We start from the raw sequence: 16487 nt of genomic DNA, 5'->3' as shown, positions 1-16487 counted from the left end.
TTTAGTTATAAATCTTGAGTATGAACGAAAATTTGGAGAAGTCATTGCAACTCAAAACGCAATAAAACAAAAAATCCTGACTCCGGCAATCGGTCGTGATGATGTTTTGATTCAGATAAAAAGCTCTCCGAACGGGCGTTTCGCCTTACTTGTATTTAACACAGGGCAAGTGACGATTGTCGACTTACAAACAGGAACTCTCGAATCGATTATTCGAACAAATGATAAAGAAATTGTCGATGTCGATTATCACTCTGATCAAAAAACGCTGTTAGTCGCCTCGTTTCGCGGAGGCGTTACGGCCTGGAATACGGAAACGTTTCAAAAAACCGGATCGCTGCAACTGTATGACGCGCGGCTTGACAGTTTAAGGTCGCGTGTAACGAAAAAAGGCTTTGATATCGTCTTGGGAACACGGGACACAGGCCTGATCGTCAAATCGAGCGTCTTTCCAGAATCAGAACAAAAACCACAACAACCAACTGCACTCAACCTGCCTTTTGGTGGCCCTCTGCCTGATGAATAAGTGTGACCTCGGAGCCTCGTTTCCAGTTGGTGGATCGGGAGTAATACGTGATCTATCAAGACCAGCCCCCTTTTCCAGACCCGGGTCTCCCGATATCATGTGCAGCGTCGGAGAGACGACGGTAGCGCGCAATCCCCGAATGAATGGTTTTGAATTCATCATAACGAACTGGAGAAATCAACGTGATTGAACATACTGTGACCTTCCTGCTGAAACATGCCTCGGGATCGCGGGAAGAACAGACGTTTCTTAATGCGGCTTTGGCTTTGGCAGACATTCCCGGGGTCAAAGATTTTACCATCCGGCATCAGACCAACCCCAAGAATAAACATACGTTCGGCATCGCGATGCGTTTCGAGTCGGAGGCAGAGTATCAATTTTACACGGCTCATGCAGACCATGCCGCCTTCGTGCAGAAGTATTGGCTGAATGAGGTGGTTGACTTTCAAGAAGCCGATTTCGAACCCCTCGTTGCCACCAGTCATCCTCACTGAAAGCGTATGGTGTTTCCGTTTCTAAAACAAACACCACTTCCCAAGCCGATAGAGTGCTTCTGGTCAAGGATCTGGTAAAATAAAATGTGAACCATTCTCTTCGACGGCACGCACAGGCTGCAGGATTTCCGATGATCTTACGACTCTCCCACAATCTCAATCAGAAACTGAAAACCGGCAAACTGAATGCGCTGCCATTACATGAGAATCCGTTTGCCGACTGGTCGTGCCGTCTGTTTTATGCCAATCACAAGCAGTATATTCTGCTCAGCAACTCGAAATCTCTTTATTCCTGTGTGATGGCAGGCAAAGGGGTCACCAACGAGAAGAAGTTCGCTCAAGCGGCCTTCGAATGCATTCGAGATTTTACCGCCGATGACGCACAGCAATGGGCATTTCGAAAGTATATTGCTCCTGAACAAAACAGGGTTCAGGTGGGGAAAGCCTTAAGTCGTTCTGTGACGAGTTGTATGAATCAACTTGTCGAGTACGCGCAGGATCTGCTGATTGACGATCAACTGTCGCCTCACGAAGCAGGCTTCAAGATCAATGATTTTTTATTGTCGACCATCGCGATTAAAGAGTCTGACTGGTACGGCACACCCAACGATGCATTCAAGCATATGGTGAGCCAGATGAATGAGTCGGTGGACGCGATCGGGGAAGAACCAGTTCCAGATGAGACGAAACAGGAGTCACAGCCGGCAACCTGGTTCGTTTATATTCTGCAGTGCGCGGATGGCTCACTCTACACGGGCATCACGACCGACCTGACCCGCAGATGCACGCAGCACAATGCGGGAACGGCTGCACGCTACACGCGCAGTCGTCTTCCCGTCAGCATCGTGTATCACGAGATTCAAGCCACCCGCAGCTTAGCGTTGAAACGAGAACTGGCGATCAAGGCCCTGTCGAGAACAGAAAAAGAAGTACTCATCAAGTCGATGATGTGAGATCAGACCATATTCTCCCTCCATCACACATGAAACTGATCGACTTGATCAATGCGTAGCGTGACTCTGAAATCCATCATTCAGTCAGGTAATCGCGAAATTGTCGATAAGGAGGTCGTCGCAAAAACAGACCGCGCTGACTCACAAAACGTTTCAGATCAATTCGGTGATCAATTCCCGACGTTCAAGAATATAACGGGGTCTTCCGCTATGATCGAGGAATGTTGTGGCAGGGTCGATGCCCAGATGGCGATACAGCATCGCCAGCACATTTTCGGGACGATAGGGGGCATCTGCCGGCGTACCGCCTTGCGCATCGGAAGCGCCAATCACCTGACCGGTTTTGATTCCGCCCCCCGCCAAAGCGACGCTCATCACGCGTCCCCAGTGGTCCCGACCGGCAGTCCGATTGAATTTCGGTGTCCGGCCAAATTCACCCATGGCCACGACCATTACTTTTTTGTCGAGACCACGTTCATGCAGGTCTTCCACGAGAGCCGCAAACGCACGGTCATAAGGGACGCCCTTTTCTCGCATGCGTTTGACCAGATCGCGATGATCGTCCCAGCTGGGGCCGGTCACGCGCACGGAAGCCACGGTCACACCATGTTCCACCAGCCGGCGTGCGAGCAGAATATTCTGGCCAAAAGAAGTCATGCCGTAACGCGCGCGGGTTTTCTGATCTTCCTGTGAGAGATCGAAAGCATTGCGGGCTGAGTCACCCGATACCATCTCGAAGGCTTCTTTCGTGAATTGATCGATGGCATCGCCGACCCCGTTGTTGTCTATAATTTCGCGAGTGGCGTCGAAACCCTTCAATAAGGCCTTGCGGTTCTGAAGGCGCTCTGCGGTCAAACCACTTAATAAAGTGAGGTTGGGAACCGTAAAGTTTTTTGCATCTGCATCGCGCGCGGTGATGAAGGAATTGAAGCCTTTACCCAACCAGGCGGCACGACCAAAGCGCATCTCTCGTGGCAACGACACATACGCCGGAATGCCGTCTGCATTACTGCCGCGCACTTTGGAGGTAATACAGCCGATACTCGGCATCTCATTTTCTCTGTTCTGACGATCACGCAGGTAATAACCGGTTTGTGTCAGATGGCTGCTGGTGCCATGGCTGCCGGAATCGTGATGAATCGAACGGATAATCGCCATTTTATCGAGTACCCGCGCCTGCTCTTTCATGAACTCGCTGAACTGCACTCCGGGGACTGCTGTGCTGATCGGATTGAGGGGCCCCCGGTATTCGGAAGGTGCATGCGGTTTGGGATCATAAGTTTCATGCTGGGCCGGCCCCCCTGCCAGCTCCAGAAAGATGATCGCCGTATCCTGCTTCGAACGTCCCCGTTCCGCAGCGTGCGCCTTCAGGCGGAGAATCTCGGGAAGTGAAAGGCCCATTAAGCCGGTCAGACCCGCTTTCACAACGGACCGTCGGGAGATGCCATCACAAAATTCTGCAGTTCGCTGAGACATTCCTGCTCCTTTCCCTGAGGATTGTGGCGAGATTGATCCAGGGTTAGCAATTATTGTCTGTTGGTGGGACGATTACACATCTACGCTTGTTAATATATCGAAATCGGGATCTCGCATCAACACTTGTTAATGTATTTAAGGCGGGATTTCCTGTCTAAATGGAGCCTGAAACCGCTACAGACCTGAAGAATTCGTTATTTTAACAGCACTTTTCATTCGGATTTTGAATGAGCAGATGGGAAAATTGACCCTCTAAAGACAATACTCCCTACTTCAACCCCATCGGCTCTCCCAGCACCTGAATGCTCAGCAGGTGATGTGAAGGCATTTTGGTGCCGCGTTCGACGACGGAGGTTTTGCCGTTTTTCTCGAGGTCGGCTTTGGTTAACGTCCACAGCACTTTTTTATCGCGGTTGATTTCAAAAGCCTGCACTTCGTTGTTCATCCCCTTCCGGTGGTGATAGTCGGAATTGATCACGACCAGGTTTCCGTTTTTGCGCACCTGCACGCCGACGGGGTAGAGGAGTTCGAAACCCAGATCGTCTTTCTTGTCCAGCTCCCAGGTGATCTTGCCGTCCGGGTCGACTTCAATGATGCGATAAGAGGTGATGCAGGGGACCAGCGTGCGGCCGTTCGCCAGACGGATCGCGGTGAAGGGGCGATCGTTGTCGTTCAACTTGTACCGCCAGACCTCCTTGCCGTCGGCGTTCAGTTCGAGGATCACCTTGTTATCGCGATACGATATCAGATACGTGCCTTGCGGCGTTTTCCGTGCCTGCATATAGCGGTTGTGCGGGTTCTTGCCGCCATCGGGCAAATCAATCGACCGCGTCACCTGTTTGTCGCGGTTGACCTCCAGCAGCTTTTGGTTGCCGCAGTCCAGTATCAAAACCTTGCCATCCTTGAGCGGCTGGCACGAGTTGATTTCCTGCTTGCCTGGTTCCCTGGGTACTTTAAAATCCCAAACGGTTTCTTTGTCTTGATTCACTTCGCGCACGCCAAACCGATGGCAAAACAGTACGTTCCCGTTCGTTAGTTTCCAGGCATCATAGACCGTTTCAATGTCCGTGTCCTGATAATGCCAGACGATATTGTTTCCCTCATCCAGCTCCATCAGCCCTTCGCCATAACCGATCAAAAGTCGCTGCCCGGCTGTTACGTTCGGCGTGTCTGCTCCAGCGACCATGTCCACTTGCAGCAGGACGCAGGCCAATAAGGTCATCCAGAGGGAAGTGTGAATTTTCATGTTGCACTTTCTATTGAGCGTTGTGTGTAAATCAGGTTGAAGTTTCAGGCACCAGCTTGACCGGATACGTATTTCCCGAAGCGAATTGCGGCACATAAATCGCGCCGTCGGCAGCCACGACCAGATCGTGCGGATGGCGGAAGAAGCCCCCTTGCTGGTGCATGGGCTGCAGCGTGCCGTCGACGTAGTGGGGCGCCCTTCCGCCGATGTTGGAGACGATACGATAATCGCGATCGAGGACCGAAAGATAGCCCTTGCTTTCCCGGTCTTTCGGCCAGTTATCCGCCAGATGAGGCACGAACATATAGTCGCCGACGATCTGAATCATGCGTGGATTCGAGCCGGGCAACGGAATTTCCTGGATCAGTTTACCGTCCAGCGTCAGCCGTTTGATCGTCTGCTGATCGCTCATCGCGATGACCAGTTCGGGTTCGCCGGAACCGCGTGTATCAATCACTCCTCCATGCGGCCCCCAATGTGCGATGCCCCCTTCCGGGCCGCCGAAGTAGTGCAACAATTTGCCTTCCCGGTTGTAGCGCATGATGTAGTCTTTGCCGTACCCGTCCAGCACGAAAAAATCGCCGTTGGGCAGGTGCAGCGTCCAGGCGGGGCGAAACTCTTTTTCGCTGGCATATTTGCCCGTCGATTTGGGATACGTCAGCTCCGTCAAGATTTCGCCGTCCAGCGTGGTCTTGAAGACCCGATTCAGATTGAGATCGGTAATAAACAGCACCTCCCGATTTCCTTCGTTCACAATCTCCAGACCATGCGCGCCGGGAAAACGCGTGCCCCACTTATTCAACAACTGACCGTTTTTGTTGTAGACGATGACATTGTTCGCCAGATGATCGGTGAGTAGATAAATCCGTCCCTGCGAATCGACAACCATCGCACTGCAGTTTTTCACCGGCGTTTTTTCGTCGAGCACACCCCAGCCCGCGACAGGACGATACTGAAATTTGCCCTGGCCCAGCAGCGGCAGTTTCTTCTCGCCAGCGATCAGTTGATCGGCTCCCAGTGCGCAGGCCCCCGCGAACATGGTCTGATATAAAAAATCGCGTCGATGAAGCCAGCGGTTTGACATGGTCTGCTCCTGTAGTGCTGCGTCGAATCAAAGTCTAATCATGGGGATTCAGGATGTTTTTCCAGTCCGGATATACGGGCCGTGTGGTGCTGTCCTTACCCCCTTGTACGGGAGGGGCAGGGGGCATGGTGGCGAGTGTCTGCTGCAACATCCGCCGGGTTTGTTCTCCGCGCTCACCGGCCTGTTCGGCGGATAGATTCTGACTCTCGGTGAGATCCACGGGCACGTTGAAAAAACGGCCGTCGCGGTAGAGTTTGAACTCCGCATCGCGCACGTATTGACTTCCCTGGAAGCGACCCCAGTAGGGTTGATAGTGACAGAGCACCCAGTCGCGGGGCTGGCCCGGTTGGCCGTTCAATTGAGGTAAGAAACTCCGGCCGTCGATGGGGTCCTCTTTCCCGAGCTGCACGCCTGCCATCGCGGCCAGCGTGGGATAAAAGTCGGTGAAGTCGATCAGGTCGTCCAGCACTTTGCCCTCGGGCGTGTGCCCTTTCCAGTAGGCAACCAGCGGCACGTGCGTGCCCATGTCGGTGGTGGAACCTTTGCCTCCGTGAATGGTCTGGCCGTTCCATTGTGAGGTGATTTGCACGTTCGTGCCATTGTCGGCCGTGAAGAGAATGAGCGTGTTATCCAACTGCCCGACTTCGTCAACTTTGTCGACCAGCTTGCCGACGATTTTGTCGAGGTAGTTGACCATCGCAATAAAGTTTGCTTTCCGCGCCTGCTTGTCCTTGGGCTGTTTGTTCGCGGCCTGGGTACGGGGTGCGTTGCCAATCGTATCGGGGGTCGGCACAAAGGGATCGTGAACCAGCGTCGTAGGATAATAGACAAAAAAAGGCGCGTCTTTATTTCGCTCGATAAAGTCACACAGAAAATCGGACATGAGATCGGGGCCGTATTTCCCCTGATTCTCTTTGACGGACAGATACTTGCCGTTCTGTTCCAAAGCCGGGCTCCAGTAACGCTCGCCGCCCCCCTCTTTGACGTTTTTGCCCCGGGTCACCTGCCACAGACAATATTCATCAAAGCCCGCTTTGAACGGGCGCGTATTGTCGGCGTGCCCTTCCGCACCGTGATAAAGCCCATTGAGCTGCCACTTGCCGGCGATGGCGGTCTTGTAACCGGCGGCCTGCAGCATCTGCCCGAACGTTTTTTCCTGTGGGTTGAGATAACCGAAATGTGTGTAGTTACGAAAACTGTATTTCCCCGTCATCAGTTTCACGCGTGACGGCGTGCAGAGGGGCGTCGAAAAACAGTTTTGAAAACGCACGCCGCGTTTCGCGAGTGCATCGATGTGCGGCGTCTTGTAATCCTCCGCCCCATACGTGCCAAAACATTCCCAACTAACATCATCGGCCATGATCAGAATGATGTTCGGTTTGCGCGTCTCCAGCGAGGCGGCGTGGGCTTCAAGCAATCCTGCCGAGAAGACGAATAACAAGATCAAAGCGAGGGGTTTCATTTCTGCTTCCTTTTATTCTTTTTACCGCCACCTTTTGTGTGCTGGTCGGCTTCGATTTCGGTCTGCTGGCCTTGATCGCCGCAGCGTTGCATCCAGGCATCCAGTTCTGCTTTCAACTCGGCCTGCACCGCCGCGTATTCCGGTTTGCCGGCCAGGTTATGCCACTCGAACGGATCTTTACTAATGTCGTAGACTTCAATCGCGGGCCGCTGTTTGTAGCGACGCACTTTGTCGGCGGCGTCCGTATCACCGGCGGCGGCCTTCGCTTCCCAACTCTTGAACTCAGGCGTATTCATGGCGATGTTGCGAAACTCGATATCGGGCGTGAAGTTCCAGATATATTTGAAGTAGTTCGACCGCACGGAACGAATGCCGAAAGTCTCAGAGCCGTTGATGATGCCCCGCGTCGTCATTTCGCCGAACACATATTCTTTATGCTCCTGTTTCCCGGCAAAGACGGGCAGCAGGCTTTTGCCGTCGAGAACCGGATCGGGCGTGCCCCCTGCGGCTGCGACATACGTGGGAACCAGATCGACGTATTCGATCAGCGCGTGGTTGATGCTGCCGGGCTGGATCTTGCCGGGCCAGCGGGCAATCAATGCGGATTGCAGGCCGGAATCGTAACAGGTCCATTTGGCGAACGGCATACTGCTGCCCTGTTCGCTGACGACAATGACGAGCGTATTATCGCGGAGCCCGTGTTTGTCGAGTGCCGCGAGAATGCCGCCGACTTCGTCATCGAAAACCGTAATCTCCGCCAGATAACGGGTCAGCGCCTCGCGCGTTTCGGGAGTATCCACGAAGTAGGGGGGCAGCTTCAGCTGCTTGGCATCGTAGCGCGACGGATCGCCCTGGTCCCAGGGAGTGTGCGGTTCTTTTGAACAAAGGAAGATACAGAAGGGATCGTCGCCCGATTGACAGTCAGCAAAAAAGTTTCCGGCCGCTGCGGCAAGCCCCTTTCCCGCTGGTTTCTCGAAGGGAAATACCGACTTTGGTCCCACGTGGCTTTTGCCGCTGAGTGCGACCCGGTAGCCCAGCGGCTTCAGATAGTGCACGATACTTTTCACGCCGGGGTTGGCCTGCGTGTGATTGGGATAGGCCCCGGTTTTGACCGGATACTGGCCGGTATAAACATTATGCCGCGTGGGTGAGCACATCGGCGCCGCCTGAAAACAACGCGTGAACCGCATGCCCTCCGTCGCCAGCCGATCAATGTGCGGCGTATGCGCCTGTCCGCCGTAGCAGCCGATGTCGCGGAACGTACAATCGTCCGCCATGATAAACACAAAATTAGGCTGCTTCGCTTCCGCCTGAACCGAAGGCAAACAGCAGACCGCTGCGACCATCGCCAGGAATGGAATCCCGTTTCGTATGCGCATGAAGTTCACTTTCCTGATGAGCGTGTCAGAAGTCATCCCCATAAGTATTTTTCAACGTTTATGCTACCTCGCCGAGCATCTCACGAACAGGATATTTCGTGTTTTTCGTGAGGTTCGTGGTTTCTAAACCGGCCAGACCGCCAGAACAAAAGGGCATACTCAGCATTTATTCACAATCCAGGAAAATGACGTCGCTCATCAGATCTCGAACTGAGGCCCAGCGTTGCCAATGCTTTCCGATTTTAAAATCACATAGTATTGCTTCATGCTCGAACTGCAGAATTGGGCAATCGCGTTGTGACGTCATCGCGTTCAAATCAAAGCAGATTGGATCGTAGTTGATTGATGAGCGCGCAAACGGGATAAAACCGGCAGGGATTAAAGTGTCAGCAATGATACGATCCTGGAAGATTTCTGTTGTCAGGCCTGTGAAATCGGGATCGGGAGGATTGGCGAACAGGCGGATCAATTTTAAGTCGACTTCCAGCCAGCGAAATGAGAGGAGAAGCTGTTCATACAGAAGGGGAAAGGCACCTCCCATGCGCGAATACAGGGGCGTCAATGTCTCCACGCTTGTCTCAATCCGTTTGGGCTGCCATTTCAATTCATCCCGCCAATGGTCCCACTCATCCACTTCCTGTTCGACGAGGAGTTCTGGCGGCGCATCGTCAGACGCGATCATATCATCGAGCCGCTGAAAAGATTCTACAAATTGCTGAAGAAGTTTCTGGTCAGACATAAGGCCATGATACTAAACGATTGAAGTCGGAATCAAAATAAAAGTCAGGTTCAATCGGTTTTGACACAGCAGACTTAAAACGGTTCCTCAACCAGAAAAACCGTCAGTGACCGGGCGCCGTGGGCGCCGATGACCAGGGATTGTTCGATGTCGGCGGTTTTGGAGGGGCCGGACATGAAGGTGCCGAAGCGGGGGGTTTCGAAGGAGAGTCGCTCGTAGGCGGCGTGCATGTTGTTTACGACTTCGGCAGCCGGGACCAGCAAAGCCACGTGTTGTGAGAGGAAGTACAGAGTGCGTGCGGGGCCGCCGTCGTTGGTGATCCAGACCGCGCCGTTTTCGGCGACCGCGAATTCGCCGGGCAGAATCGCGAAGTCGATGTCTTCGAAATCATGCGGGTCGGTGATGTTGCTGATCTCGACGTTGGACTGACCACAGTTCGTGATCTGAGAACAGATTTTTTTCGATGCCTGATACGCGGGAATCTCGGCTAATTTCTGATTGACCTCTTCCACGTTTTTGATGCGGGCGCAGACACCGCCGACCGATGTCAGCATGTTAGCGAACTGCTCTGTGGGATCTTCATAGGAAATCCACTGCTGTGTCAGTTCGGGCGCGGAGAGATCGGGTAACTCTGTTTTGGGAACAGACTGGCTCCGGAGCTGATTCAAAATCTCATCTCTACTTGTCGTCATGATTTTTCTTCATCCACTCTCGAAAACTCTGTTTGGGGAAGTCGGGCAGCTCCCGCTGTTTGCCCCAGGCGTTGAAGCGATTGTAAAGCAAAAACCGGGGCAGGTGAGGCACGATCGAACGTGCACACTTGCCGGCGAATCGATACAGGCTGGGGGCCTGCATCATCCAGCTCATCAGTTTCATCGAGAGCCGTTTGGAATAGGGCAGCAGCCCGCGGACGCGGATCTCTTTTCGCCAGGTCAGCAACTGATGATGCAGGTCGATCTTGACCGGACAGACATCGGTGCAGGAACCGCACAGGCTGCAGGCAAACGGCAGGCTGGCATGTTCTTTCGCATCTTTGGCGGGACCCAAAATCGAACCGATGGGGCCGGGCACCGTATTGTTGTAGCTGTAACCGCCACTCCGCCGATAGACGGGGCAGGTATTCATGCAGGCGGCACAACGGATGCAGTTGAGCGAGCGACGAAATTCGTCGCTGCCCGAAATTTCGCTGCGGCCGTTATCCAGCAGCACGATATGCAACTCGGCTCCCGGAGCCGGGCCATGAAAGTGAGAGGAATAGGTGGTGATCGGTTGCCCGGTCGCCGAGCGTGCCAGCAGTCGCAGAAAAACGCTGAGGTCATTGGCGCGGGGAATCAGTTTCTCGATGCCCATGCAGGCGATGTGCAGTTTGTTCAACGAAGTGCCGAGGTCGGCGTTGCCTTCATTCGTACAGACAACGAATCCCCCGGTTTCGGCAATCGCAAAATTGACACCCGTGATGCCCGCTTCGGCTCCGACGAATTTCTGACGCAGATGCTGTCGGGCGGCTTCCGTCAGATATTGCGGATCGGTGGCCCCTTTTTCGGTGCCCAGCTTTTCGTGAAACAGTTCGCCGATCTCTTCCTTCTTGATATGAATGGCCGGCATCACAATATGGCTGGGGGGTTTGTCTTGAAGCTGAACGATCCATTCACCCAGGTCGGTGTCAACAATTTCAATTCCGTGCCGTTCCAGATACGGATTGAGATGACATTCCTCAGTGAGCATCGATTTACTTTTTACGACCCGCGTGACCTCGTGCTGTTTCAGAATGCCATGTACGATTTCGTTGTGCTCGGTTGCATTGCGGGCCCAGTGCACGTGAACGCCTTTGGCTTTTGCATTCTTTTCGAATTCTTCCAGCAGATCGGGTAAATGCGAAACCACATAAGATTTGATCTTCGAGGCTTGCTCTCGCAGTAGCTCCCACTCCGGTAACTGATTGACGGCTTTGTCACGTTTCGAACGGACAAACCAGAGCGACTGGTCATGCCAGTGCGCACGGTCTTTGTCCTTGATGAACGCCGCTGCTAATTTTGGATGTGCTGGCATGTTATAAACACTCGGCAAAAATTTCGGAGATATGCATCACGCGAATCGGTTTTTTCTGTCTGCGAATGATGCCGCTCAGATGCATCAGGCAGGACATGTCGAGGGCGGTTAACACTTCCGTTCCCGCCTGTTCGTGATCGTGCACGCGGTCTTCGCCCATCATACAGGAGACGGCTTCTTCCGCGACGGCAAACGTTCCACCAAAGCCGCAGCATTCATCGGGTCTCTGCAGCGTGGTGACTTCGACGCCGTCGATGCTTTCGAGAAGTGCCTGCGCGGTTCCGAACGGGGGGCCGACGATTTCGCTGTCGCTGGCCAGTCTAAGCTCGCGCAAACCGTGACAGCTTTGATGCAGGCCGACTTTATGCGGAAAACGTCCGGCCAGTTTTTTGACGCCGAGAACATTGGTCAGGTACTCGCAGAATTCAAACGTTTTTCCTTTGAGGGCCTCGTATTCCGGGTTGTCTGTGAAGTATTCAGCGTAGTGGTGTTTGACCATCGAAACACAACTGCCGGAAGGACAGACGACGGCGTCGTACGATTTGAAGATTTCCAGAAAACGTTTGGCCAGCGGGCCGACTTCGTTGGTGCAGCCGGTATTGGCCATCGGTTGACCGCAGCAGGTCTGTGTTTCCGGATATTCTACGTCGCAGCCGAAGTGCTCCAGGATTTTAAGCGTGGCAATTCCCACCTGCGGGTACAGTTGATCAATATAACAGGGAATAAACAAGCCGACTTTGGGCGCCATGTTTCGGAACTCAAACTGGAGATCAGGAAAATAGTCGTAAAAACAATCATTACACGTTACTCCTTTATAGTCCGAACCGTACCGCTTGCCAAGCCGACGACAACGTCAGAATCGCGGATCAAGGCTGTAAACAGGCACAAAGCGTCTCTGTAACTTTTCAGCAGCAGGCTGAATCGGGAATAACACTTAGACAGCGGGCGGGATCGAAACCGCGCCGGCGGTCTGCCAGTTGGTCTGCATGTGATTGAGATTAAGCCCGCCGACCACCAGATTGCTGACGCCGGGATTCGAGAGCACAAACGGAATCGCTGCTTCCGGGGGCAAATGTCCTGAAGCGAGCCCTTTTTTCACGAACACGCCGATGCCCTGCTGAGCCGCCTGCTGGATCAGTGCTTCGTGTGAACGGTCTTCGAGATGATATTCGACCATCAACATATCAGCCCAGTCGAGTGCAGAAGCCGCACCGGCGAATGTTTTTCCCGAAAAACCGATCCAGCGAATCTGGCCGGCCTGTTTCGCTGTCTGCAAAACTTCGACGGCGTCGGTGTGGGTTAAAATTTCCTCGTCATTGCCGTTGGAATGAATCAGCACCACATCGAGCACATCCGTCTGCAGTCGCTGCAGACTGCGTTCGAGACTGGCTTGCAGACTAGCATGGGAATAGTCGTAAGTGGACTGTCCGTTTTCGAAGGTCTCTCCTATTTTGGTGGACAGTAGAAACTCGCTGCGACGGTGCGAAAGAAATTGTCCGATGCGTTGTTCGCTGATCCCATAAGCGGGCGCGGTATCAATGTGATTGATACCCAGATCGAGAATCGAATTCAGCAGGCGTTCGGTGGTGTCATCATCGGGCAGATCATAGGCCTGGCTGTATTTGATCTGCTGATTGCGGCCGATCTTGAACGCGCCGAAACCGAGGGCACTGATTTCGAAGCCGGTATTTCCTAAAGGACGGTATTGCATTGGATCAGACTTTTATCGTGTCGGCGGAAAAGTTCAGGCGACGCTGCCGAGAGCAGAAAGACGGTCCAGCGACACCCAGTCTTCGACGGTTTCCCAGGGTGGTTGTGCCAGCAGTGGTCGTGGCAGACTGGAAAAGGCGGCTTTCCAGGATGACTCTGCCGGCGTTGGTTCCACCTGGATGGCATGCAGATTTTCACAGAGTTCCGTCGCCAGACGCGGCGCGAAAGCCAGTTTGGTAGGCCAGGCCGTGAACAGGTTGCCTTCTCTCAGAATTTGAGGGGTCTCCGGTCTGAGTCCCGTTTTGGTTGCCCCCTCGGCGCGATCCACGGTGTAGGTATTCCATTCCAGTCCGCTGAGATCAATGCCGGGGACGGAGGCCGCTAATTCGCTGGCCGCATGCCGGATTAATTCCAGGCGATTCATGGTGACCCCGGTTTCGGCAACCTGACCGCCTAATTGCCAGACTGTGCGTCCCTGGGAATCGGTGTCGGATGTGATCGTGATGCGTGTTTTCGCGCCATCGACACAATGCCCGCTGAATTGAGGAAGTGCGCCGCGCACGAGTGCCATATGCAGGGGTCTTTTTTGCATGAACGGCACATTCGCAGGCGTGGACTGTGGTCGTACCAGATTTCGAAGCGGCTCGTTTCCTTTCCCGGCGGTAAACAGGACGGCGGCGGTATTGATGGTGAGTGGTGTGCCGTCCGAGGTGGGAATCTGGATCGAAGTGATGTGTTTGTTCTCGTCCAGCGAAAATGTCAGGTGTTCCGATTCGTATTTGAAAATCTGGTCGGCAAAAGCATGGGATAAATTGGCGATCAGGCTGCGCGGCGAAATGACCTGTTCTTCCATGATGGCGATGGAGCCGGGACACTGGGCGAGCAGTTCGGGAATCTCTTCCGGAGCCAGATTATGGGGAGCGACGTGTAACCCCATTTTGGCACCGATCATTCCCAGCCGGGAAGAGAGGGATTCGGTTCGCCAGAGATAACAGGCATTCGAGCGGATTTCCGTTTGTGACAGATCCGGCAGCTGTTTGCCGGCCAGCGATTTTCTCCAGATGAGGGGCATTTCCCGAATCCGTTGTGCCGAGCCGGTCATCATTCCCTGCAGCGTGTATTTCAAACCGCCATGAATGATGCCCTGCGACGCAATCGTTTGCCCGCTTCCTAACTCGAAAGCTTCCAAGAGGATACAACGGTAGCCCTGTCGGCTGGCTTCGTTAAGAGTCCAGAGGCCCGCGACACCTCCGCCAAAAATAATCAGATCAACGCCTGGCACTCTGAGAATCCTTTCCCTGATCAAAAGACCAACCACGATTCCTGTCATCAAAACATCAAGCAACAAACCGGAATCACCGGTATTTTTACTGTTTTTGAATCGTTTCGAGAAGACGAATCGGCCCCGAAACACTGACTCTGTGATCAGTGATTGAAAAATAAAGCGCCTTCGTTTTCAGATCGGCCTCTTTTGAACAGGGAAACGGCTCAGAAATCGGTCGTGAATCAATCTTTGATTTGAACGATGGCTTCCACTTCGACGGCGATATTCCCGGGGAGCGAACCCATGCCCACGGCACTGCGGGCGGCCCGTCCCTGATCTCCGAAGAGTTGCACCATCAGATCGCTGAACCCGTTGATCACCTGAGGATGACGTTGAAAATCGGGAGCCGCATTCACCATGCCCAGGACTTTCACAAACCGCTCAATCCGGTCGAGATCACCCAGATATTGTTTGAGTGTGGCCAGCATCGTCAGGCCGACAGCCCGGGCCGCTTCAAACCCCTGTTCTTCGGTTAAATCAGCGCCAACGCGGCCTAAATGCATCGTACCATCCAGTTTGATGGGACCATGCCCGGAGACATATAGCAGATCGTCAACCTGAACCACGGGATTGTAAATGCCACCCGGCTTGGGAGCCTTGGGAAGTTCGAGTTTCATTTCCTGAAGTTTTGCTTCGACGCTCATCGTGTTTCCTGCTGCTTTCGTGATTAAACTCAACACACTGTAGAGGACCATTCCTCGGAACGCTTGTGACTTCCGCTGCAATGACATAACGTAATGGAAGCGGATTCTTTTTCGAACCGGTATTCTATCCAGAATAAATACCGGAAATTCGATTTCCAATCGTGAGAAGCGCACTCTTTTGAAAAACAGAATGATCCAGATCAGGGGAAATTCCGTTTTTCGGTATGTTTCGACAATGAAAATTACGAAAAGTAGGTGAAAAATGCTTTCTGTTTTCACTCTGAGACAGTTATGATATCCGAGAGACATCCGTCTCGAAGCTTACTACTTTCAAGGGAGTTAAGAAAAAGATGGAAGATCCATGGACCGTTGTGGGATTGGCACTGGGGGGGCTCGGCACCATATTAGGCATTGTCTTCCTGGCGTTGTTTGCCCGCTATTTCAAGTTATGGATTCAGGCGTTTAGTTCTCGCGCAAAAATCGGGCCTTTTGCCTTGGTATTTATGTCGCTGAGAAAAGTGAAACCATCGGTGATTGTTGATACCAAGATTATGGCCGTTCAGGCTGGTCTGGTAGGTATTGAAACCCAGGCGCTGGAGGCACACTATCTGGCGGGCGGAAACGTACATCGCGTGGTGCACGCCTTGATTGTCGCTCATCGTGCGAGCATCGATCTGGACTGGGACACGGCATCGGCCATTGATCTGGCAGGTCGTAATATTATTTCCGCCGTCGAAACCAGCGTCGACCCGCAGGTTATCGATTGTCCGGATCCAAAGAAAAGTGGCCGCTCCACCCTTGATGGGGTTGCCAAAGATGGCATACAACTCAAGGCGCGTGCTCGAGTCACGGTTCGCACCAACTTGAGCCAGCTGGTCGGGGGTGCGACTGAAGAAACCATCATAGCCCGCGTGGGTGAAGGAATTGTGTCTGCGATTGGTTCCTGCGAAAGCCATAAACAGGTTCTCGCAAATCCGTCCGTCATTTCCCGGGAAGTGTTGAATCGTGGTTTGGATTCTCAAACGGCGTTTTCCATTGTCTCCATCGATATCGCTGATATTGATGTCGGCGACAATGTGGGCGCACGCTTGAGGGCCGATCAGGCCGACGCCGACGTTCGCATCGCTCAGGCCAGAGCGGAAGAACGAAGAGCGGAAGCGGTTGCTTCTGAGCAGGAAATGTTGGCGCGAACTCAGGAAAACCAGGCCAAAGTGGTTCTGGCGGAAGCGGAAATTCCCCTGGCAATGGCACAAGCGTTCTCCGAAGGAAATCTCAGGGCAATTAAGTAGCACGCGTATACTGTTTTAGGGTGGCCCGGAAAAAATAGCGATCGATTCAATCAGTCCGGCTGTAAGGGATTCAACAGCACGGAAAAAGGTATCAAAGCGAACTTCTTCAATG

At 53.2% G+C, this 16487-nt stretch carries 16 protein-coding genes; 4 read left to right on the top strand and 12 right to left on the bottom strand.

The window, feature by feature from the left end; translation table 11 throughout:
* The 3 genes from Q0294_RS22405 to Q0294_RS22395 form a co-directional block, all read left to right on the top strand.
* A partial coding sequence (locus tag Q0294_RS22405; RefSeq protein ID WP_299469902.1) for a hypothetical protein occupies positions 1 to 526 on the top strand: 526 nt, incomplete at its 5' end.
* A 182-nt stretch (positions 527 to 708) separates the two neighbouring features.
* Entirely contained in the window at positions 709 to 1020 is a 312-nt protein-coding gene (locus Q0294_RS22400; protein ID WP_299469901.1) for a Dabb family protein, read from the top strand.
* A gap of 131 nt (positions 1021 to 1151) precedes the next feature.
* Positions 1152 to 1973, top strand: coding sequence for a GIY-YIG nuclease family protein (locus tag Q0294_RS22395; protein WP_299469900.1), 822 nt, complete (start codon positions 1152 to 1154; stop codon positions 1971 to 1973).
* 153 nt (positions 1974 to 2126) lie between these two features.
* Here Q0294_RS22395 and Q0294_RS22390 read toward each other — a convergent pair whose 3' ends face one another.
* The 12 genes from Q0294_RS22390 to Q0294_RS22335 all read right to left on the bottom strand — a co-directional run bounded on the left by Q0294_RS22390 (position 2127) and on the right by Q0294_RS22335 (position 15086).
* Positions 2127 to 3449, bottom strand: coding sequence for a DUF1501 domain-containing protein (locus Q0294_RS22390; protein ID WP_299469899.1), 1323 nt, complete (start codon positions 3447 to 3449; stop codon positions 2127 to 2129).
* Positions 3450 to 3717: 268 nt separating this feature from the next.
* Positions 3718 to 4695 carry a hypothetical protein gene (locus Q0294_RS22385; RefSeq protein WP_299469897.1) on the bottom strand — a complete coding sequence of 326 codons (978 nt, stop codon included), beginning with the start codon at positions 4693 to 4695 and terminating at the stop codon, positions 3718 to 3720.
* Positions 4696 to 4726: 31 nt separating this feature from the next.
* Complete coding sequence (locus Q0294_RS22380) at positions 4727 to 5779, bottom strand: hypothetical protein (RefSeq protein ID WP_299469895.1); 1053 nt, start codon at positions 5777 to 5779, stop codon at positions 4727 to 4729.
* A gap of 34 nt (positions 5780 to 5813) precedes the next feature.
* A complete protein-coding gene (locus Q0294_RS22375; RefSeq protein WP_299469893.1) occupies positions 5814 to 7241 on the bottom strand; it encodes a sulfatase-like hydrolase/transferase in 1428 nt (475 codons plus the stop codon).
* Entirely contained in the window at positions 7238 to 8587 is a 1350-nt protein-coding gene (locus tag Q0294_RS22370; RefSeq protein WP_366918006.1) for a sulfatase, read from the bottom strand. The genes Q0294_RS22375 and Q0294_RS22370 overlap by 4 nt, the downstream gene beginning before the upstream one ends.
* A gap of 199 nt (positions 8588 to 8786) precedes the next feature.
* On the bottom strand, positions 8787 to 9302 hold the full coding sequence (locus Q0294_RS22365) for a hypothetical protein (RefSeq protein WP_299469889.1): 516 nt from the start codon (positions 9300 to 9302) through the stop codon (positions 8787 to 8789).
* A gap of 131 nt (positions 9303 to 9433) precedes the next feature.
* Complete coding sequence (locus tag Q0294_RS22360) at positions 9434 to 10051, bottom strand: LUD domain-containing protein (RefSeq protein WP_299469887.1); 618 nt, start codon at positions 10049 to 10051, stop codon at positions 9434 to 9436.
* Positions 10038 to 11408: a lactate utilization protein B gene (locus tag Q0294_RS22355; protein WP_299469885.1), complete on the bottom strand. Its 1371-nt coding sequence runs from the start codon at positions 11406 to 11408 to the stop codon at positions 10038 to 10040. The genes Q0294_RS22360 and Q0294_RS22355 overlap by 14 nt, the downstream gene beginning before the upstream one ends.
* A 1-nt stretch (position 11409) precedes the next feature.
* Positions 11410 to 12156 (bottom strand): (Fe-S)-binding protein, encoded by a 747-nt coding sequence (locus tag Q0294_RS22350; protein ID WP_299469883.1) that lies wholly within the window; start codon positions 12154 to 12156, stop codon positions 11410 to 11412.
* 186 nt (positions 12157 to 12342) lie between these two features.
* Positions 12343 to 13119 carry an aldo/keto reductase gene (locus Q0294_RS22345; protein ID WP_299469881.1) on the bottom strand — a complete coding sequence of 259 codons (777 nt, stop codon included), beginning with the start codon at positions 13117 to 13119 and terminating at the stop codon, positions 12343 to 12345.
* A gap of 33 nt (positions 13120 to 13152) precedes the next feature.
* On the bottom strand, positions 13153 to 14400 hold the full coding sequence (locus Q0294_RS22340) for an FAD-dependent oxidoreductase (RefSeq protein WP_299469879.1): 1248 nt from the start codon (positions 14398 to 14400) through the stop codon (positions 13153 to 13155).
* Positions 14401 to 14624: 224 nt separating this feature from the next.
* Positions 14625 to 15086, bottom strand: coding sequence for a RidA family protein (locus Q0294_RS22335; RefSeq protein ID WP_366918005.1), 462 nt, complete (start codon positions 15084 to 15086; stop codon positions 14625 to 14627).
* A 350-nt stretch (positions 15087 to 15436) separates the two neighbouring features.
* Between Q0294_RS22335 and floA the strand changes: the two genes are divergently transcribed.
* Positions 15437 to 16375, top strand: a complete 939-nt coding sequence (floA, locus tag Q0294_RS22330; RefSeq protein ID WP_299469875.1) for a flotillin-like protein FloA — start codon at positions 15437 to 15439, stop codon at positions 16373 to 16375.
* Positions 16376 to 16487: the final 112 nt, after the last annotated feature.

The sequence above is a fragment of the uncultured Gimesia sp. genome (assembly GCF_937919775.1).
Classification (GTDB): domain Bacteria; phylum Planctomycetota; class Planctomycetia; order Planctomycetales; family Planctomycetaceae; genus Gimesia.
This window is presented reverse-complemented; position numbering and strand designations above follow the sequence as displayed.